Source organism: Pseudomonas sp. GM33 (assembly GCF_000282295.1).
Taxonomy (GTDB): domain Bacteria; phylum Pseudomonadota; class Gammaproteobacteria; order Pseudomonadales; family Pseudomonadaceae; genus Aquipseudomonas; species Aquipseudomonas laurylsulfatiphila.
This window is the reverse complement of sequence record NZ_AKJO01000092.1, coordinates 62,026-82,371: the sequence shown is the minus strand read 5'-3', so window position 1 is coordinate 82,371 and position 20,346 is coordinate 62,026. Positions and strand designations below refer to the sequence as shown.

The following is a 20,346-nucleotide window of genomic DNA, read 5'->3' as shown; positions in this document are numbered from 1 at the left end:
TTGCGGGGACTTACAACTTGTCCCACGCCATGTGCGAGTGAGCACCGACACCTGGCTCGAAGCCGTTGGCGGTAGGGGTGTACTGCTTGCAATAACCCGACGCAGGGAACGGCTTGCACTCGAAGACTTCGTCGGTCTTCGGTTGCAGCACCTTGGTGCCGGCGGTGTAGTCGCTGAGGCCTTCAGGGAATACGAAGTCGTATTCGATGACCGCGCCTTCACCGGTCAGTTGGGTGGTCTTGGTGTCCTGACGGGTGGTGCGGCCATCCAGGGTGGTGCCGACCAGGGTCAGCGTGTGCGCACCAGGATTGCTGCGCACATCCAGGGACAACGAGGTGGAGCCGGTGGCCACTTGTGCCGATGTGGTGCCGACCGGTTTGTTGTTCTGATCGAACAAGGTCGCTTCGACGTCCATCGCGCGGTTCGCAGTCATGCTGAATTCGACTTTGGCCCGGCCTTTATCCAGGACGTATTCGGCTTGCTGAGAGGTCACCGCCATGTGCGCAGCGGCGTCTTCCTTCATGGCCAACTGCACTTCATAGCGGACTACGCCGCTTTCTTTTTGCACGTAGAGGCGATTGGTGCCTTTGACCGGGGCAACATTGCCGCTCTCGTCACGGATACCGGCGCGAACCAGGGTGTGGGTCTGGTTGATTTTTTCCGCCAGCTTGTACGACCAGTTTTGCGGTGTGCCTTCTTCAGCGTCATCGATGCTGATTTCCACGCTGTATTGCGCACTCTCGCCCTTGGCGGTAAACGCGCGGGCCTTGACCTTGTCACCCACCAGCAACGGGGTCGATGATGCAATGCTGCCTACCGGCGACCAGCCGCCCGGCAAGTCGGGTTCGGCAAGGATGTTCACGTCTGCGACGTTGTAAAACGCGGCGTCGGTGTCACCGACGGTCCAGATGGCCAGGATGACGTGGTGGCCGGATTTGTCAGACGGGAGGGTGCAGCTGTGCCTGGCACCCGACACAGGCAACTGGTTGCCGCCATCGATGGTGCAGAACGGCGTGCTTTCGAAGGTGGCGCGCTTGAGCGACTCGTTCGGGTTCCAACCGTCGCTGGAGATGAAATACTCGTGCTTGGTGGCCGGGTGGACGGCGGTGTAACGCCATTGGAAATCGATGTTGCGATCCTTGATTTCCGTCAGGTGCCAGCGGGTGGCGGACTGTGCGTCCAGTGCGGAGAACAGCGCGTGACCGCCGCTGGCGATCTTGCCATCGACCGGCCCCTGCAAGGGGGCACCGCCGACACCTGCCGGAAAGCCCTTGAAGGTTTCACCGACGCTCTGCGGCTCGTACTGCGCGCCGCCACAATTGGTGTTCAAACCTTTCTGGCAGGCCAGTGCGCGTGACGGCGGCACATCCAGATAGCCATGGGCAGAAACGGTTTGAGAGGCCAGCATTGCCGATAACAGGATCATCGAAGAGGTGCAGGCCGTTAATGCACTTCTTTTATCAAATGTAATTTTCATGATGTGTTCCAGACTGCTTATCGAAAACAAGGCGCCTTGCAGGCGGCGATGTTTGCTTCGTTACCGTTCAGCGTTGTGCTGAACAGGGGTCTGGAACCTTACGGAGATGACGAGGAATTCTATGTAGGAGTAATCATCGAGCCGGGCAGGAATGGTCTGCGCGTCCGATGTTCACTCAGGAAAAAAACACCCTTACCGACAGAAAGGCTTCATCCGGACAGCATTTCTGCAGGGCATAAAAAACCTGTCCGGCACGAGGCGGGACAGGCTTCTGGAAAACGGCGCTGGCCGTTACTCGTGATATTGCGCCGACAATTCATGCACGGCGCGCAGGAATGCACCGGCGTGTTCCGGATCGACTTCCGGCGTAATGCCATGACCGAGGTTGAACACGTGGCCGCTGCCCTTGCCGTAGCTGGCGAGAATGCGCCCGACTTCAGCGCGAATGGCTTCCGGTTTGGCGTAGAGCACGGTCGGGTCCATGTTGCCTTGCAGTGCGACCTTGTCGCCAACACGGGCACGGGCGTTACCGATGTCGCAGGTCCAGTCCAGGCCCAATGCATCAGCACCGGCATCGGCGATGCTTTCCAGCCACAGGCCGCCGTTCTTGGTGAACAGGATGACCGGCACCTTGCGGCCTTCGTGCTCGCGGATCAGGCCGCTGACGATTTTGCGCATGTAGGCCAGGGAGAACTCCTGGTACGCCGCTGCCGACAGGTTGCCGCCCCAGGTGTCGAAGATCTGCACCGCTTGCGCACCGGCCAAGATCTGGCCATTGAGGTAGCTGGTGACCGACTGCGCAAGCTTGTCCAGCAACAGGTGCATGGCTTGCGGGTTGTCATAGAGCATGGCCTTGGTCTTGCGGAAGTCTTTCGACGAGCCGCCTTCGACCATGTAGGTCGCCAGGGTCCATGGGCTGCCGGAGAAGCCGATCAACGGCACGCGGCCGTTCAGTTCGCGGCGGATGGTGCTGACCGCGTCCATCACGTAGCCCAGGTCTTTCTGCGGGTCGGGAATCGGCAGGGCTTCGATGTCGGCCAGGGTGCTGACGACTTTCTTGAAGCGCGGGCCTTCGCCGGTTTCGAAGTACAGGCCCTGGCCCATGGCATCGGGGATGGTCAGGATGTCGGAAAAGAGGATCGCCGCATCCAGTTGCGGATAACGATCGAGCGGCTGCATCGTGACTTCGCAAGCGAACGCCGGGTTCATGCACAGGCTCATGAAATCGCCGGCCTTGGCGCGGCTGGCGCGGTATTCAGGCAGGTAGCGACCGGCCTGACGCATCATCCACACGGGGGTGACGTCTACGGGTTGCTTGAGCAGGGCGCGCAGGAAACGGTCGTTCTTCAGGGCAGTCATGTCGGCATCCGGAAAAAAAGTGAGGTCATTTTCTCAGAGCCGGACGCAAAAGGCACGGCAAGAGCGGAGGCTTTTGTCTATCGGGTCAATTTGTCGCAATGAAATACAGAGTTTAGCAACACCGAGAAACAACTGTGGGAGCGGGCTTGCTCGCGAATGCGGTTTGTCAGGCAACAAAACTGTCGACTGACACTCCCTCTTCGCGAGCAAGCCCGCTCCCACATTTTTACTGCATTTCAAGTCTGGCTCGGGGGCTTAGACGCCCAGGTAATCCAGGATCCCTTCAGCCGCATTACGGCCTTCGAAGATCGCCGTCACCACCAGGTCCGAACCGCGCACCATGTCGCCACCGGCGAAGATTTTCGGGTTGCTGGTCTGGTGCTTGTACTGGCCTTGTTCCGGTGCCACAACGCGGCCCTGGCTGTCGGTCTGGATCTCGAACTGCTCGAACCACGGCGCCGGGCTAGGACGGAAACCGAACGCGATGACCACGGCGTCGGCCGGGATGATCTCTTCGGAACCCGGGATCGGCTCGGGGCTGCGACGGCCACGGGCGTCCGGTTCGCCGAGACGGGTCTCGACCACCTTCACGCCTTCGACCTTGTCTTCACCAACAATCGCAATCGGCTGGCGGTTGTAGAGGAACTTCACGCCTTCTTCCTTGGCGTTCTTCACCTCTTTGCGCGAGCCCGGCATGTTCGCTTCGTCACGACGATAGGCGCAGGTCACCGACTTGGCGCCCTGGCGGATCGAGGTACGGTTGCAGTCCATCGCCGTGTCGCCACCACCCAGGACCACGACCTTCTTGCCTTTCATGTCGACGAAATCTTCCGGCGACTTTTCAAAGCCCAGGTTGCGGTTGACGTTGGCGATCAGGAAGTCCAGCGCGTCATACACGCCCGGCAGGTCTTCACCGGCAAAACCGCCCTTCATGTAGGTGTAGGTGCCCATGCCCATGAATACGGCATCGTATTCTTCGAGCAGTTGCTCCATGGTCACGTCCTTGCCCACCTCGGTGTTGAGGCGGAACTCGATGCCCATGCCGGTGAATACTTCGCGGCGATTGCTCAGCACGGTCTTTTCCAGCTTGAACTCGGGAATGCCGAAGGTCAGCAGACCGCCGATTTCCGGGTTCTTGTCGAACACCACCGGGGTCACACCGCCGCGCACCAGCACGTCGGCACAGCCCAGGCCCGCAGGCCCGGCACCGATGATCGCGACACGCTTGCCGGTTGGCTTGACCTTGGACATGTCCGGGCGCCAGCCCATGGCGAACGCGGTGTCGGTGATGTACTTCTCAACCGAACCGATGGTCACCGCGCCGAAGCCGTCGTTGAGGGTGCAGGCACCCTCGCACAGACGGTCCTGCGGGCACACCCGGCCGCAGACTTCCGGCAGGGTGTTGGTCTGGTGCGACAACTCGGCGGCCTGGAGGATGTTGCCCTCGGCCACTAGCTTGAGCCAGTTGGGAATGAAGTTGTGCACCGGGCACTTCCATTCGCAATACGGGTTACCGCAACCCAGGCAGCGATGGGCCTGGTCGGCCGACTGCTGGGGTTTGAAGGGTTCGTAGATCTCCACGAACTCTTTCTTGCGTTGACGCAACAGTTTCTTCTTCGGATCCTTGCGCCCGACCTCGATGAACTGGAAGTCATTATTCAGACGTTCAGCCATTTTAAAACCTCATCAAACTCTTCAGGCGCATCACTGCGGGTTGGCACGGGTGCTGGAAAGCAACGATTTCAGGTTGGCAGCCTTGGGCTTGACCAACCAGAAACGACGCACGTAATCATCGAGGTTCTCGGCGAGTTCACGACCCCACTCGCTGTCGGTTTCCTCGACGTACTCGTTCAGCACACGTTGCAGGTGGCTACGGTAGGCTTCCATCGCCTCGCCGCTGATCCGCTGGATTTCCACCAGTTCGTGGTTGACCCGGTCAACGAAGGTGTTGTCCTGGTCGAGCACGTAGGCGAAACCGCCGGTCATGCCAGAGCCGAAGTTGTAACCGGTCTTGCCCAATACGCAGACGAAACCACCGGTCATGTACTCGCAGCAGTGATCGCCAGTGCCTTCCACCACGGTGTGGGCACCGGAGTTACGCACGGCGAAACGCTCGCCCGCGGTGCCGGCGGCGAACAGCTTGCCGCCCGTGGCGCCGTACAGGCAGGTGTTGCCGATGATGGCACTGTCCTGGGTGCGGTAGACGCTGCCTTTCGGCGGAACGATCACCAGCTTGCCGCCGGTCATGCCCTTGCCGACGTAGTCGTTGGCGTCGCCTTCCAGGTACATGTTCAGGCCGCCGGCGTTCCACACACCAAAGCTCTGGCCCGCTGTGCCCTTGAAGCGGAAGGTGATCGGTGCGTTGGCCATGCCCTGGTTGCCGTGCTTGCGCGCGATTTCGCCGGAGATCCGTGCACCGATGGAACGGTCGCAGTTGCAGATATCCAGGGCGAATTCAGCGCCGCTCAGGTCGTTGATCGCCGAGGTGGCCATGTCGACCATCTTCTCGGCCAGCAGGCCCTTGTCGAACGGCGGGTTGCGGTCCACGCCACAGAACTGCGGTTTGTCCGCCGGCACGTGGTCGCTGCCCAGCAACGGAGTCAGGTCCAGGTGATGCTGCTTGGCGGTCTGGCCTTCGAGGACCTCCAGCAGATCGGTACGGCCGATCAGCTCCTCGAGGGAACGCACGCCCAGCTTGGCCAGCCACTCACGGGTTTCTTCGGCGACGTAGGTGAAGAAGTTCACCACCATGTCGACGGTGCCGATGTAGTGGTCCTTGCGCAGCTTCTCGTTCTGGGTCGCAACACCGGTGGCGCAGTTGTTCAGGTGGCAGATGCGCAGGTATTTGCAGCCCAGGGCGATCATCGGCGCGGTGCCGAAGCCAAAGCTTTCAGCCCCGAGGATCGCAGCCTTGATCACGTCGAGGCCGGTTTTCAGGCCGCCGTCGGTCTGTACCCGGACTTTGCCGCGCAGGTCGTTGCCGCGCAGGGTCTGGTGGGTTTCGGCCAGGCCGAGTTCCCACGGAGCGCCCGCGTACTTGATCGAGGTCAGCGGCGATGCACCGGTGCCGCCGTCGTAGCCGGAGATGGTGATCAAGTCCGCGTAGGCCTTGGCCACACCGGCGGCAATGGTGCCGACGCCGGCTTCCGCTACCAGCTTCACCGAAACCAGCGCTTTCGGGTTGACTTGTTTCAGGTCGAAAATCAGCTGCGACAAGTCTTCGATCGAGTAGATGTCGTGGTGCGGCGGTGGCGAAATCAGCGTCACGCCTGGCACTGCGTAACGCAGCTTGGCGATCAGACCGTTCACTTTACCACCCGGCAGTTGACCACCCTCGCCCGGCTTGGCGCCTTGGGCGACCTTGATCTGCAGCACCTCGGCGTTGACCAGGTATTCCGGGGTCACACCGAAGCGGCCAGTCGCAACCTGCTTGATTTTCGAGCTCTTGATGGTGCCGTAGCGTGCCGGGTCTTCACCGCCTTCGCCGGAGTTGGAACGCGCACCGAGGCGGTTCATGGCTTCGGCCAGGGCTTCGTGAGCTTCCGGCGACAGGGCGCCCAGGGATATACCGGCGGAGTCGAAGCGCTTGAGCACCGATTCCAGCGGTTCGATCTCGCTCATATCCAATGGAGTGTCGAGGGTTTTGACTTTCAGCAGGTCGCGGATCATCGACACCGGGCGGTTATCCACCAGCGACGTGTATTCCTTGAACTTGCTGTAGTCGCCCTGCTGCACAGCGGCTTGCAGGGTGTTGACCACATCCGGGTTGTAAGCGTGATACTCGCCACCGTGGACGAACTTCAGCAGGCCGCCTTGCTGGATCGGCTTGCGCGGACTCCAGGCTTCGGTCGCCAGGGCTTTCTGCTCGGCTTCGATGTCGACGAAACGCGCACCCTTGATGCGGCTCGGCACGCCACGGAAGCTCAGGTTGCAGACTTCCTCGGACAGGCCGATGGCCTCGAACAACTGCGCACCGCGGTACGAAGTGATGGTCGAGATGCCCATCTTCGACAGGATCTTGAGCAGGCCCTTGGTGATGCCTTTGCGGTAGTTCTTGAACACCTCGTAGAGGTCGCCCAGCACTTCACCGGTACGGATCAGGTCACCCAGCACTTCGTAAGCCAGGAACGGATAAACGGCAGAGGCACCGAAACCGATCAACACGGCGAAGTGATGCGGATCGCGGGCGGTCGCAGTTTCCACCAGGATGTTGGAGTCGCAACGCAGGCCTTTTTCGGTCAGGCGGTGGTGCACCGCGCCGGTAGCCAGGGACGCGTGGATCGGCAACTTGCCCGGGGCAATGTGACGGTCGCTCAGTACGACCTGGGTACGACCGGCGCGCACGGCTTCTTCAGCCTGATCGGCGACGTTGCGGATGGCCGCTTCGAGGCCGACGCTTTCGTCGTAGTTCAGGTCGATGATCGCGCGCTCGAAGCCCGGACGATCGAGGTTCATCAGCGAGCGCCACTTGGCCGGGGAAATGACCGGCGAGCTGAGGATCACGCGCGAGGCGTGTTCCGGCGACTCCTGGAAAATGTTGCGCTCGGCACCGAGGCAGATTTCCAGCGACATGACGATGGCTTCGCGCAGCGGGTCGATCGGCGGGTTGGTGACCTGCGCGAACTGCTGGCGGAAATAGTCGTACGGCGTGCGCACGCGCTGGGACAGCACGGCCATCGGCGTATCGTCGCCCATCGAGCCCACGGCTTCGTAGCCCTGTTCGCCGAGCGGACGCAGCACCTGATCGCGCTCTTCGAACGTGACCTGGTACATCTTCATGTATTGCTTGAGCTGGTCGACGTCGTAGAACGCCGAACCGTGGTCGTTGTCTTCCATGGTCGCCTGGATGCGCAGGGCATTCTTGCGCAGCCATTGCTTGTACGGATGACGGGACTTCAGGCGGTTGTCGATCGCATCGGTGTCGAGGATCTGGCCGGTTTCGGTGTCCACGGCAAAGATCTGGCCAGGTCCCACACGCCCCTTGGCGATCACATCTTCAGGCTGGTAGTTCCAGACACCGATTTCCGAGGCCAGGGTGATGAAACCGTTCTTGGTGGTGACCCAACGCGCCGGACGCAGACCGTTACGGTCGAGCAGGCACACCGCGTAGCGACCGTCGGTCATTACCACGCCAGCCGGGCCGTCCCACGGTTCCATGTGCATCGAGTTGTATTCGTAGAACGCACGCAGATCCGGGTCCATGGTCTCGACGTTCTGCCACGCTGGCGGAATGATCATCCGCACGCCACGGAACAGGTCGATGCCACCGGTGACCATCAGCTCCAGCATGTTGTCCATGCTCGAGGAGTCCGAACCCACGCGGTTGACCAGCGGGCCGAGCTCTTCCAGGTCCATCAGGTCGTTGGTGAACTTGGTGCGACGGGCCACGGCCCAGTTGCGGTTGCCGGTGATGGTGTTGATCTCGCCGTTGTGCGCCAGGAAGCGGAACGGTTGAGCCAGCGGCCATTTCGGCAGGGTGTTGGTGGAAAAGCGCTGGTGGAACACGCAAATCGAAGTTTGCAGGCGCTCATCGCTCAGGTCCGGATAGAAGGCGGTCAAGTCCGCCGGCATCATCAGGCCTTTGTAAATGATGGTCTTGTGCGAAAAGCTGCAGACGTAGTGGTCGGTGTCGGCGGCGTTGGCCACGGACGAGCGACGACGGGAGGTGAACAGCTTGACGGCCATGTCCTGGTCGCTCAGGCCTTCACCACCGATGAACACTTGCTCGATCTGCGGCAGGCGCTCAAGGGCCAGGCGGCCGAGGACGCTGGTGTCGATCGGCACTTTGCGCCAGCCGACCAGTTGCAGGCCAGCGGCCAGAATCTCGCGGTTCATGTTCTCGCGAGCGGCTTCGGCTTTGACCGGGTCCTGATTGAAGAAAACCATGCCCACCGCATATTGCTTGGGCATCTCGACGCCGAAGGTTTCCTGGGCGATGGCTCGCAGGAACACGTCCGGCTTTTGAATCAGCAGACCGCAACCGTCACCGGTCTTGCCGTCGGCATTAATCCCACCGCGGTGGGTCATGCAGGTCAGGGCCTCGATGGCCGTTTGCAAAAGGGTATGACTGGGCTCGCCCTGCATATGGGCTATCAGGCCGAAACCACAGTTATCCTTGAATTCATCTGGTTGGTACAGACCTGCTTTCATAGACACTTTCTCACCAGGCTGCCTCTGTACGAGGCAAATTTCTTTTCAATTCAACCACTTGCCATCCGCGCCGAACGTACGCCAGCTTTGCGGGGACAAAAGGGAGGTCATTGTACACACCGACACTTGGCCTCACAAATTTGACGACGAAATGTCGCAAATCCATGTCGCATTTGTGAAAGGTTTAAAGCGATCTGCTGTGCTAGTCAAAACTTTTTTAATTTTGACCGCAACGACTCAAAGACTACTGTGACGCAGACACCACAAGGCACGCAGCCCGGAAGGCGGCGCGCACTTGTAGAAATTTTGAGGTGCTTGGAGAGGCGGCCTGGGTAAGGCCGCCGAATCTTCAGCGAGTTGTTGCCAGTTCCTGTTGGACGCTGGCGACAGTGCGAGGCCAAGGTTTACCAGCCTGAACCTTCGCTGGCAAGGCCTTGATGGCGGAAACGGCTGCATCACGATTGGCGAAGTTGCCGTAGGTGATCACGTAGAGCGGCTTGCCATTGAGGACTTTCTTGAAATAACGGTACTCGCCGCCCTGCTCTTTGACGAAGCTTTGTGCGGCAGTCTCGGAGCTGGTGCCGAGGATTTGCACCACGTAGTTGCCCGGTGCCTGACCGGCGTACCAGGTGCCACCCGCCGCCTTGGCTGCCGGAGCCGGTTTCTCGGCAGGCTTGGTCGCCGCAGCAACGGCTGGCTTGGCTGGCGCTGGAGCAGGCTTGGCCACTGGAGCTGGCGCTGGCTTGGCCGTGGCGACCTGAGTCGGCGCAGGTGCCGGCTTGGCCGCTGGTGTCGGCGCAGGGCCGGCAGGAACGCCCACAGGCGGCGCCGTAGTGGTCACCGTCGGCGGTGTGGCGCTGGAGCCTTCAACCGGAACGCCGTCGTCGCCTTCGGTGATGCCGCCTGCGGCCTCAGCCAGCGGGGCGCGCATGACCGGTTGCGAGTTGCCGACCAACGGCAATGGCATCGGCTGCGTGTTGCCGGCGAATTCGACGGCCGGAGCACCGCCATTCGCGGTCGGCTGGCCCTGGCCAAGCGGCAGTTGCGCCTGTTCATTGGCCGGCGCACCGGTTGTCGGCGCCTTGTTGCGACCCGGCATCATCCAGGCGGCAGCTACCGCAACCACGACAACGGCGGAAATCGCCAATACGTGTTTCTTCGGCATATTGAACCCCATTTTTGGACGCTTGACCGCAGAGCGGCTGGCGATCATGGCTTCGATCATTGCATCGCGAGCGACCTGATTGATGCTGCCAGGCCAGCCTTCGGAGCTTTCGTGAATATCAGAGATCTGATTCGCGGTGAAAAGTTCGATGCCGCGGCCAGCACCCTCGAGCCGCTGCTCCAGATACTCGCGGGTTTCGTCCTCGGTATAGGGCTGCAGTTCGATGACGTGGAATCGCTCTTCCTCGAGATGCAAGGCCTCAAGCTGAGCGATCAGCGAGGTTTCGCCGAACAGGAACACATGCGGGCGCCCTTCAGGCGCACCGGCCGCCAGCACCATCAGAACCTCAAGGCCGGACTCATCGAGCTGTTCGGCGTCATCGACCAGCAAATAGACTTCCTGGCCGGTGAGCGCAAGCTGCACCACCTGGGCGAGGATAGCGTCGGCATCCGCCTGGGCGACATTCAGCGCCTGGGCCACTTGACGCAGCACACCGGCCGCATCGCCGGCGCCACGGGCGGACACCACCACGCTTTGTACCGACTGCTTGTTGGTGCTGGCGACCAGGGCCTGACGCAACAGGGTCTTGCCGCTGCCCTCGGGACCGGTGACGACCAGCAGCAACTGACTGTAGCGGGCCAGGTGATGCAACTGTCCCAGCACGGGTTTGCGCTGGGCCGGGAAAAATTTGAAGCCAGGCACCCGTGGAGCAAAAGGGTCATGACTCAACTGGTAATGGCCGAGGAAAGCCTCGTCGGCATGCAAACTAGTCATCGTGTTCTTATTAACCTTTAAGCTGAGCCAGGGCGCGGTAGTCTGCCCCCAGCGTGGCCTGTAGAACCTCTTTCGGATAATCGTCGGTCACCACCGCTTCACCCATGTGGCGCAGCAGCACCAGGCGCAAACGACCGTCGATCACTTTTTTATCAATGGACATATGTTCGAGGAAATCGGCTTCTGTCATCTCTTCTGGCGGAATGACCGGCAGCCCTGCGCGCTGGAACAGACGAATGCCGCGATCACGCTCCTGCTCGCTGATCCAGCCCAGTCGCGCGGACATTTCCAGCGCCATCACGGTGCCAGCAGCCACTGCTTCTCCATGTAGCCAGACACCATAGCCCATGTGGGTTTCGATGGCGTGGCCAAAAGTGTGGCCCAGGTTCAACGTGGCACGAACGCCCGTCTCTTTCTCATCGGCACCGACCACCGCGGCCTTGGCCGCGCAGGAGCGCTCGATGGCATAGGTCAGGGCTTGCTGGTCCAGGTTGCGCAGGCGGTCGACATTGTCTTCGAGCCAGGTCAGGAACGGCTCATCACAGATCAGCCCGTACTTGATGACTTCGGCCAGACCGGCGGACAGTTCACGCGCCGGCAGGGTATTGAGGCTGGCGGTATCGATCAGCACCACGTTCGGCTGATAGAAGGCGCCGACCATGTTCTTGCCCAGCGGATGGTTGATCCCGGTCTTGCCGCCCACCGAGGAGTCGACTTGCGACAGCAGCGTGGTCGGAACCTGGATGAAATCGACGCCGCGCTGGTAGCAGGCGGCGGCAAAGCCGGCCATGTCACCGATCACTCCGCCACCGAGAGCGATCACCGTGGTGCGGCGGTCATGCCGCGCGGTCAGCAGACCGTCGAAAATCAGTTGCAGGGTTTCCCAGGTCTTGAAGGCTTCACCGTCGGGCAGCACCACGGAAATCACCGAGAACTGCGCCAGGCTGCGGGTCAGACGCTCGAGATAGAGCGGTGCAACAGTCTCGTTGGAGATGATCGCTACTTGCCGTCCGCGAATGTGCGGGGCCAGCAGCTCAGGCTGATCCAACAAACCTTCGCCAATATGAATCGGGTAGCTGCGCTCGCCTAGATCGACCTTGAGTGTCTGCATGTGTCCCCACAGTGAAGATGAATCAGGCGTCCTGCCCTGAGTTAACGAATATCCACGGCATCTGCTGGTGTGACGCCGTTCGGTAGCCATCCGCCACAACCTTGAGCGGTCATGGCGAGACGCCGAGGATAGCGCATTTCGCGCGGCGCTTTAACGGGGTGGCAACTGCTGCAGGCGCTCTAGAATGTCGAGTACGACCATTCGCGGTGGTCGCTCATCGGTTTCGACCACCAGGTCGGCAATTTCCCGATAAAGCGGATCGCGGATCGCCAACAGGTCCCGAAGGGTCTTGGCCGGATCGGCGGTACGCAACAATGGCCGATTGCGGTCACGGGCCGTGCGGCCAACCTGCTGCTCGACCGACGCATGCAGATAAACCACCCGCCCACCGGCATGCAGTGCCCGACGATTGGCTTCGCGCATGACCGCGCCCCCACCTGTCGCCAGCACCACACCGTCGTAGTCGCACAGCTCGGCAATCATTGCCTGCTCGCGATCACGAAAGCCCGGTTCGCCTTCTTTATCGAAGATCCAAGGGATATTGGCGCCCGTGCGCAATTCAATTTCCTTATCGGAATCTTTGAATGGCAGGCGCAGCTCTTTGGCCAGCAACCGGCCGATGGTGCTTTTTCCAGCACCCATCGGTCCTACAAGAATCAAATTTCGCACAGAATCAATGACTCACAGCAATCGCCTGATTATTCATGATACGCGGAGTGAGGAATACCAACAGCTCGGATTTTTTCTCCGAAACCACATCACGCCGGAAAAGGCGGCCAAGATACGGCACATCGCCAAGAAATGGCACCTTATCTACGACCTTGCTCTGAGTATTTGAGAAAACGCCGCCAATGACGATGGTCTCGCCATCATTGACCAGGACCTTGGCGTTGACCTCGTTTTTCTTGATGGGCGGTACATCCTGGACCTTGTTCAGGTAGTCCGGCTCGTCCTTGGTCACCTTGACCTCCATGATGATCCGGTTGTCGGGCGTGATCTGCGGCGTCACTTCCAGCGACAGCGAAGCCTCCTTGAACGACACCGAAGTCGCGCCACTGGAACTGGCCTCCTGATAGGGAATCTCGGTGCCCTTGAGGATCTTGGCGGTTTCCTTGTCGGACGTGACCACCTTGGGTTGCGAGACGATTTCCCCGTTGCCGGTTTTCTCCATGGCCGTCAGTTCCAGGTCCAGCAAGACGTTATCGGTGATGAACGCGATGCCGATTCCCGAGGTGTTATTGGCTACGCCCATGTCAACGAACGGTGAGTTTGTGCTGGTACTGCCGGGCGTGCCGATGGTCGATGACCCGTTGAGTCCATTGCTGACACCGGAGGTGTTCCAGTTGCCCCGGTTCTGTATCGATCCGCCCCAGCGCACCCCGAGGCTTTTGTCATAGTCGACGTTGGCTTCGACAATGCGCGCCTCGATCATGACCTGACGCACAGGGATATCCAGCTGCGTGACGATCCTGCGCAGCTCATCAAGCCGGTCCTGGGTCTGGTAGGCAATGATGTTGTTGGTGCGCTCGTCGACGGTGATCGACCCCCGTTCGTCGGGTTTCGCTTCGGCACTGGTCACCGACTGGAAGAGCTTGGCAATGTCCGCCGCCTTGGCGTAATTCACCTGCAACAGCTCCCGGCGCAACGGCGCCAGATCGGCAATCTGCTTTTGTGATTCCAGTTCCTGACGCTCACGGGCAGCAATTTCATCGGCCGGCGCAACAAGCAGGACATTACCGACCTTGCGCTTGTCCAGCCCCTTGGTTTTCAGCACCAGATCCAGCGCCTGATCCCACGGCACGTTCTGCAGGCGCAACGTGATGCCACCCTGCACCGTATCGCTGGCCACCAGATTGAGGTTGGTGAAATCGGCGATCAATTGCAGCACCGACCGCACATCGATGTCCTGGAAGTTCAGCGAAAGCTTCTCGCCGCTGTAAGCCTGTGGCCCGACATTGCGCTTTTGCAGGTCGTCGACCGTCGCCGGGCGAACGCTGACCGTGAGCTTGCTGTCGGTCTGATAGGTCGAGTAATCGAACGCACCACCGGGCTCGATGCTGATGATGGCTCGATCGCCGCTCGCGCTGGCCTTGACGAACTGCACGGGCGTGGCGAAATCCTTTACATCCAGACGCACGCGCAACGGCTCGGGCAATCGGGTTTTGGCAAACCCGACAATAATCTTGCCCTCGCGCTGTTGTATGTCGGGCGCAATCGATGGGTCCGACAAGTCGATCACCACGTTGCCCTCGCCCTGTGTGCCTCGCTGAAAATCCACACCCCGAATGGCCTTGCCTGGCGTCGCAGCGGCGCGTGCCGGCATTGCCGGGGCCGCCGGCCTGGGTGTCGACGGTTTGACACCCTGCCCGACAACCACCAGCAAATTGTTGCCTTCAATTCGCGAGTCGTACGGGGCCGACTGAGCCAGGTTGATGATCAATCGCATACGCCCCCCGGCCTCCACCACCGTTGCACTACGGGCATTTCCACTGCCGAGATCGCGAGTCTTGCTGGCCAACTGACTGACGACACCCGGCAAATCCAGCGCAATCCGGGCCGGCGACTCAGTCATGTAGCCCTGAGGCAACGGGGGCGGCGCATCGAACGACAACTTCAACTCGACCCGGTCTCCCGGCAGCGCAGCGACATCCAGCGCCTTGAGATTGGCCGCTTGTACCATCGGCGACAACATCGCTATCCATAGCGAAAGGCCGAAGGCGGAGAAAATCCTGTTCATTATTCGGGTTCCACTATGAGTGCTCTTTCAAAGGGATGGTCCGGGGACGCTCCAGCCACGCACCCTGACCATCAGGGACAATTTCAACCACATCGACTTGCGAACCACTGATCGCAACGATTCGTCCGTCGTTACGCCCCAGGTAATCACCGACCTTCAGGCGGTGCACGCCACCCGCCCCGCGCAACAGGGCAAAGGAGCCTGTCGCATTGGAAAGGGTGCCGACCATTTCAAACTGCTCGATGTTGAAACATTCGAGGTATTGCCTGACCCGGTCAGGGTCGGGTTTGACATTGCGCGAACCCCGCCGATGGGCCGCCAGATCAGTGCTGAGCTGTGGTGAAAACGGACTGCGCAGGTTCGCTGCGTCGTAGATGAATGTCGGGTAAGACCGGAATACCGGCGTTGGTTCAATACTGCCCGGGCCGCGCAGGCGTATTTCGCTCAGGTAGGCGTCCAGATCGCTGTAGTCATCGCCAGCGCCACAGCCGGACAGAACAGACAGCAACAGCGCCATCGGAAAACAACGCGCCAGGGTCATTGATGTCGCCCCGTTTCGCTGTAGCGGTAGGTCTTGGCGAGGATGCGCAAGCGCAGTTTCGAAGCACCCTGGGGACTGACGGGGGCAAGGTCGAAATCGTGCAAGGTGACGATTCGCGGCAACCCGGCCACACCACTGACGAAGGTGGCCAGGTCGTGGTAACCCCCGGTGACCGTGATCTGGATCGGCAACTCGATGTAGAACGGCTGGGCGACTTCCGGCAACAGCTTGATCTCCTCGAACTCCAGGCCACTGCCCAGACCAGTACGCGTGATGTCTTCCAGCAAGCCGGGCACTTCGGTGTCGCCGGGTAGTTGCCGCAACAGCACGCCGAAAGCGCTCTCCAACTCTTTCAACTGCTGGGTATAGAGATCCAGATTCGCCGCCATGCGGGATTTGTCGGCGAACTGCTCCTTGAGCGCCGACTCTTCCTCACGCTTCAGATCGAGCTGGCTCTCGAGGTCGCGAGTGGAAAAGTTGTAGCCCAAGACCAGCACCACAAGCATGAGCAAACCGGCCACCAGACACTTGATCGCCGGCGGCCAGGCCCCCATGTTTCCGGTGTCCAGATCGTTGAAGTCGATCTTGCGCAGCCCTTCAAACCATTCGGACAGGCTCATTTGCCACCCTCCGGTGCTGCGGGTTGAGTCTGGCGAACGGTCAACTGGAAGACGTTGGCCTGCTCCACCTGACCGGCAGCCGCGGCCTTGACCTCAGTCAGGCTCGGCGCATCGAACCAGTCTGATGCCTCGAGGTTGCGCATCAAGTCTGAAACACGGCTATTGGATTGCGCGGCACCGGTGATGGACAAGGTCTTTGCGGCCATTCTCACTTCTGTGAAATACACGCCGTCAGGCAGTGCCCGCGCCAGCTGGTCAAATATTCGCCCGCTGATTTGGCGGTTGTCTTGCAGGTCCTGGATGATGCGCATGCGCTCGACCAGTTGCTGGCGGCGCTCCTTGAGATCATTGATCTGCGTGATTCGCTCATCGACCACGGCGATTTGCCTGCCGATGTAATCGTTACGGGCGATTTGCCGGTCGATGGCACGGCTGATGGCCTGGTTGGCAACCAGCACCGCACCCATCGTGCCCACCATAGCGGCCACCAGGACCAGCAGAAAGCGTTTGCGGCGGACTTCACGCCGCTCCTCGCGCCAGGGTAAAAGGTTGATCCGCGCCATCAGTCGAAGCTCCTGAGGGCCAGACCACAGGCGATCATCAACGCCGGGGCATCACTCGCCAGGGCAGCACCATTGACCTTGCTGCCCAGCGTCATTGCGGAAAAAGGGTTCGCGATCAGGGTCGGCGTACCCAATTGCCGCTCGACCAAACGGCCCAGCCCCGGGACCGACGCGGTACCGCCGGCCAGCAGGATATGGTCGACGGCGCTGTACTGGCCGGCGGCAAAGAAGAATTGCAACGAGCGCGACACCTGCTGCACCAGTGCCTGTTGAAAGGGCTGCAAGACCTCACCGGCATAGTCATCCGGCAGGCCGCCCTTCCTTTGCGCCAGACTCGCCTGTTCCAGCGTCAGGCCATAGCGACGCTGGATTTCCCCGGTCAACTGCCGACCGCCGAACAGTTGCTCACGGGTGTAGATAATCCGCCCGTTGTGCAGCACGCTCAGGGTGGTCATGGTGGCGCCGATATCCACCACTGCAACCGTCAACGGCTCCCCGGAAGCCGCAAGCCGACTGGCCAGCAACGCGAAGGAGCGCTCCAGTGCGTAGGCCTCAACATCGACTACGCGGGCGGTCAGCCCCGCCAGGGCCAGGGCGGCCTCGCGGACCTCGAGGTTTTCCTTGCGGCAAGCCGCGAGCAGCACGTTGACGCGCTCCGGGTTGCGCGCGGAAGAACCCTGGACTTCAAAGTCGATCGCGACTTCATCCAGGGGATAAGGGACGTATTGATCCGCCTCGATCTTCAGCTGGCTTTCCATTTCGTCTTCGGAAAGAGCGGCATCCATCTCGATGATCTTGGTGATCACCGCCGAGCCTGCCACAGCCACGGCCACACCCTTGAGGCCGGTTCTGGCCCTGGTCAGCGCGCGCGCGAGGGCCAGCCCCACGCCTTCGAGGTCAGCAATGTTCTTTTCGATCACCGCGCCGACCGGCAACGGCTCGACCGCATAAGCCTCGACCCGGTAGCGTTCGCCCTGACGGCTCAATTCCAGAAGCTTTACCGAGGTAGAGCTGATATCGATTCCCAGGAGCGTACTGGATTTTTTGTTAAAGAGTCCTGGCACTACCAATTCCCTATGACTTTCCGTGAGTTACGGACTCTGCAATGTCCATTGCGTTCAATCCGCCCGTCTTGACAGCAGCACCAACCGCGCTCCTGATCAGAAAAATGCTTATAATGCCCAGCGTTTTTTTCCGCATTTGCTCAAGCGCGGGTCGTTCTCATTTAGCCTGAACCCTGTTGCCCAATTCATTTTTGCCCTGGATATCCAAAAGTCTTGATTCGTCTGCTGAAATTTTTCGGTTGGTCCATCGTCGCGGTTTTCTGCGGACTCCTTCTGGGTCTGAGCGGGGCGTACCTCTACCTTAGTCCCGGGCTGCCGTCCGTGGAGGCGCTGAGAAGCATCCAGTTGCAGATTCCTTTGCGGGTCTACAGCAGCGATAACAAGTTGATTGCAGAGTTCGGCGAAATGCGCCGTACACCGATCCGCTTCGCCGACATTCCCCCCAATTTCATTAATGCGTTACTAAGTGCTGAAGACGACAATTTCGCCAACCACTATGGCGTCGATCCCAGCAGCCTGATGCGTGCCGCGACCCAACTGATCAAAAGCGGTCACATCCAGTCCGGTGGCAGCACGATCACCATGCAAGTGGCGAAGAACTTCTTCCTGACCAGCGAACGCAGCTTTTCGCGCAAGACCACCGAGATCCTGCTGGCCTTGCAGATCGAACGCCAGCTGACCAAGGACGAGATCCTCGAGCTGTACGTCAACAAGATCTACCTGGGCAACCGTGCCTACGGCATCGAGGCGGCGGCGCAGGTCTATTACGGCAAATCGATCCGCGATGTCAGCCTGGCGCAGATGGCCATGATTGCCGGCCTGCCCAAGGCGCCGTCGCGCTTCAACCCGCTGGCCAACCCGGCGCGCAGCAAGGAACGTCGCGACTGGATCCTGGGGCGCATGTACAAGCTCGGCAAAATCAGCGAGGCCGACTACACCGCCGCGATCAACGAGCCGCTGAACGCCAGCTATCACGTACCGACTCCGGAGGTGAACGCACCGTACATCGCCGAAATGGCCCGCGCCGAAATGGTCGGGCGATATGGCAGCGACGCGTATACCGAAGGTTTCCGCGTCACCACCACGGTGCCGAGCGACCTCCAGGAACTGGCCAACACCGCAGTTCACGAAGGCCTGATGACCTACGATCAGCGCCACGGCTATCGCGGCCCCGAGTCGCGGCTTCCGGGCAAGACGCGTGAAGCCTGGGTAACCGAGCTGACCAAGCAACGCACCATCAGCGGCCTGGAACCGGCGATCGTGACCCAGGTCGACAAGAGCGGCCTGCAGGTGCTGACCCGCACCGGCCAGGAACACGTCAACTGGGACACCATGAAGTGGGCCCGTCCGTTCCTGAACACCAACAGCATGGGCGCCAACCCGAAGCAGCCTTCGGACGTGGCCCAGGTCGGTGACCTGATTCGCGTGCAGCGTCAGGCGGACAACTCGCTGAAGTTCAGCCAGATCCCGCTGGCCCAGGGCGCGCTGGTGTCCCTGGACCCACAGAACGGTGCCATTCGCGCCCTGGTCGGCGGCTTCGCTTTCGAACAGAGCAACTACAACCGCGCACTGCAGGCCAAGCGCCAGCCAGGCTCGAGCTTCAAACCGTTCGTCTACGCCGCCGCACTGGATAACGGCTACACCGCCTCCAGTCTGGTCAACGATGCCCCGATCGTGTTCGTCGACGAGTACCTGGACAAGGTCTGGCGGCCGAAAAACGACACCAACACGTTCCTCGGCCCGATCCGCCTGCGTGAAGCGCTGTACAAGTCGCGCAACCTGGTGTCGATCCGCTTGCTGCAGGCGATGGGTGTTGGCAAGACCATCGACTACATCGCTCGCTTCGGCTTCAACAAACAGGACCTGCCACCCAACCTGTCCCTGGCGCTGGGCACCGCAACCCTGACGCCAATGGAGATCGCCACCGGCTGGAGCACCTTCGCCAACGGCGGCTACAAGATCACCCCGTACATCATCGACAGGATTGAAAGCCGCAATGGCGACACGCTGTTCGTCGCCAACCCGCCGAGCGTGCCTCAGGGCGGCGCTGCCAGCGATGGCATTGCCGCACCCGCCCCTCAAGCCTTCACGGTCAATGCAACGCCGGGCGAAGTCCCTGGCGCTGCTGCGCCGACACCACAAGCACCCGCCGTGGCCGAACGCATCGTTGACGGGCGCACCACGTACATCCTCAACAGCATGCTTGAGGACGTGATCAAGCTCGGCACCGGTCGTCGCGCACTGGCCTTGGGCCGCCCGGACATTGCCGGCAAGACCGGTACGACCAACGAATCCAAGGACGCCTGGTTCTCCGGCTACAACGCCGATTACGTGACCACCGTATGGACCGGTTTCGACCAGCCGGAAAGCCTGGGCCGCAAGGAATTCGGCGGCACCGTCGCGCTGCCGATCTGGATGAACTACATGGGCGCCGCACTCAAAGGCAAGCCGCCGCATACGCAGCCGGAGCCGGAAGGCCTCCTCAGCCTGCGAGTCGATCCGGTCAGTGGCCGCGCGGCCAGCCCGGGTACGCCAGGCGCTTACTTCGAGCTGTTCAAAGCCGAAGATACGCCGCCGTCGGTCAACGAACTCGGCAATGGCAATGCGCCAGGCAGTCCGTTGCCAGCGGATGAAGCTGCGCCGATCGATTTGTTCTGATCACACTGGCAACACCCAAAAGCCCTGCCTTCGAGAGAAGTGCAGGGCTTTTTTTGCCTGCAAGTTTTGCATTGATTTGCCCGACCTCTTCGCGGGCAAGCCCGCCCCCACAGGGTCGTAGGTGTAC

The 20,346-nt window shown here is 60.8% G+C and carries 13 protein-coding genes; 1 reads left to right on the top strand and 12 read right to left on the bottom strand.

Features of this window, described 5'->3' with window-relative positions; translation table 11 throughout:
• Positions 1-10: 10 nt before the first annotated feature.
• From gbpA to PMI26_RS12195, 12 genes are all read right to left on the bottom strand, one after another.
• Positions 11-1,477: an N-acetylglucosamine-binding protein GbpA gene (gene gbpA, locus PMI26_RS12140; RefSeq protein ID WP_007975604.1), complete on the bottom strand. Its 1,467-nt coding sequence runs from the start codon at positions 1,475-1,477 to the stop codon at positions 11-13.
• A gap of 291 nt (positions 1,478-1,768) precedes the next feature.
• Positions 1,769-2,836, bottom strand: coding sequence for a uroporphyrinogen decarboxylase (hemE, locus tag PMI26_RS12145; protein WP_007975603.1), 1,068 nt, complete (start codon positions 2,834-2,836; stop codon positions 1,769-1,771).
• Between the two features lie 255 nt (positions 2,837-3,091).
• Positions 3,092-4,510 (bottom strand): FAD-dependent oxidoreductase, encoded by a 1,419-nt coding sequence (locus tag PMI26_RS12150; RefSeq protein WP_007975602.1) that lies wholly within the window; start codon positions 4,508-4,510, stop codon positions 3,092-3,094.
• A 30-nt stretch (positions 4,511-4,540) separates the two neighbouring features.
• A complete protein-coding gene (gene gltB, locus PMI26_RS12155) occupies positions 4,541-8,986 on the bottom strand; it encodes a glutamate synthase large subunit (RefSeq protein ID WP_007975601.1) in 4,446 nt (1,481 codons plus the stop codon).
• 349 nt (positions 8,987-9,335) lie between these two features.
• Positions 9,336-10,925: an AAA family ATPase gene (locus PMI26_RS12160; RefSeq protein WP_007975599.1), complete on the bottom strand. Its 1,590-nt coding sequence runs from the start codon at positions 10,923-10,925 to the stop codon at positions 9,336-9,338.
• 10 nt (positions 10,926-10,935) lie between these two features.
• Positions 10,936-12,036 (bottom strand): 3-dehydroquinate synthase, encoded by a 1,101-nt coding sequence (aroB, locus tag PMI26_RS12165; protein WP_007975598.1) that lies wholly within the window; start codon positions 12,034-12,036, stop codon positions 10,936-10,938.
• A 150-nt stretch (positions 12,037-12,186) separates the two neighbouring features.
• Entirely contained in the window at positions 12,187-12,705 is a 519-nt protein-coding gene (gene aroK, locus PMI26_RS12170) for a shikimate kinase AroK (protein WP_015093141.1), read from the bottom strand.
• A gap of 4 nt (positions 12,706-12,709) precedes the next feature.
• The gene (gene pilQ, locus PMI26_RS12175) at positions 12,710-14,773 is read right to left on the bottom strand and encodes a type IV pilus secretin PilQ (protein WP_007975595.1); all 2,064 of its coding nucleotides are present in this window, start codon (positions 14,771-14,773) and stop codon (positions 12,710-12,712) included.
• 13 nt (positions 14,774-14,786) lie between these two features.
• The gene (locus PMI26_RS12180; protein ID WP_007975594.1) at positions 14,787-15,314 is read right to left on the bottom strand and encodes a pilus assembly protein PilP; all 528 of its coding nucleotides are present in this window, start codon (positions 15,312-15,314) and stop codon (positions 14,787-14,789) included.
• Positions 15,311-15,934 (bottom strand): type 4a pilus biogenesis protein PilO, encoded by a 624-nt coding sequence (locus tag PMI26_RS12185; RefSeq protein ID WP_007975593.1) that lies wholly within the window; start codon positions 15,932-15,934, stop codon positions 15,311-15,313. Before PMI26_RS12185 ends, PMI26_RS12180 begins: the two co-directional genes overlap by 4 nt.
• Positions 15,931-16,497 (bottom strand): PilN domain-containing protein, encoded by a 567-nt coding sequence (locus tag PMI26_RS12190; RefSeq protein WP_007975592.1) that lies wholly within the window; start codon positions 16,495-16,497, stop codon positions 15,931-15,933. Before PMI26_RS12190 ends, PMI26_RS12185 begins: the two co-directional genes overlap by 4 nt.
• Positions 16,497-17,561, bottom strand: a complete 1,065-nt coding sequence (locus PMI26_RS12195) for a pilus assembly protein PilM (RefSeq protein ID WP_007975591.1) — start codon at positions 17,559-17,561, stop codon at positions 16,497-16,499. The genes PMI26_RS12190 and PMI26_RS12195 overlap by 1 nt, the downstream gene beginning before the upstream one ends.
• A 216-nt stretch (positions 17,562-17,777) precedes the next feature.
• Between PMI26_RS12195 and PMI26_RS12200 the strand changes: the two genes are divergently transcribed.
• Positions 17,778-20,219 carry a penicillin-binding protein 1A gene (locus PMI26_RS12200; protein ID WP_443200849.1) on the top strand — a complete coding sequence of 814 codons (2,442 nt, stop codon included), beginning with the start codon at positions 17,778-17,780 and terminating at the stop codon, positions 20,217-20,219.
• Positions 20,220-20,346 lie beyond the last annotated feature (127 nt).

What these genes read in the sequence shown, in the direction of transcription:
- gbpA (WP_007975604.1), bottom strand. Translation starts at nt 1,477, where the DNA reads ATGAAAATTACATTTGATAAAAGAAGTGCATTAACGGCCTGCACCTCT.
- hemE (WP_007975603.1), bottom strand. Translation starts at nt 2,836, where the DNA reads ATGACTGCCCTGAAGAACGACCGTTTCCTGCGCGCCCTGCTCAAGCAA.
- PMI26_RS12150 (WP_007975602.1), bottom strand. Translation starts at nt 4,510, where the DNA reads ATGGCTGAACGTCTGAATAATGACTTCCAGTTCATCGAGGTCGGGCGC.
- gltB (WP_007975601.1), bottom strand. Translation starts at nt 8,986, where the DNA reads ATGAAAGCAGGTCTGTACCAACCAGATGAATTCAAGGATAACTGTGGT.
- PMI26_RS12160 (WP_007975599.1), bottom strand. Translation starts at nt 10,925, where the DNA reads ATGACTAGTTTGCATGCCGACGAGGCTTTCCTCGGCCATTACCAGTTG.
- aroB (WP_007975598.1), bottom strand. Translation starts at nt 12,036, where the DNA reads ATGCAGACACTCAAGGTCGATCTAGGCGAGCGCAGCTACCCGATTCAT.
- pilQ (WP_007975595.1), bottom strand. Translation starts at nt 14,773, where the DNA reads ATGAACAGGATTTTCTCCGCCTTCGGCCTTTCGCTATGGATAGCGATG.
- PMI26_RS12180 (WP_007975594.1), bottom strand. Translation starts at nt 15,314, where the DNA reads ATGACCCTGGCGCGTTGTTTTCCGATGGCGCTGTTGCTGTCTGTTCTG.
- PMI26_RS12185 (WP_007975593.1), bottom strand. Translation starts at nt 15,934, where the DNA reads ATGAGCCTGTCCGAATGGTTTGAAGGGCTGCGCAAGATCGACTTCAAC.
- PMI26_RS12190 (WP_007975592.1), bottom strand. Translation starts at nt 16,497, where the DNA reads ATGGCGCGGATCAACCTTTTACCCTGGCGCGAGGAGCGGCGTGAAGTC.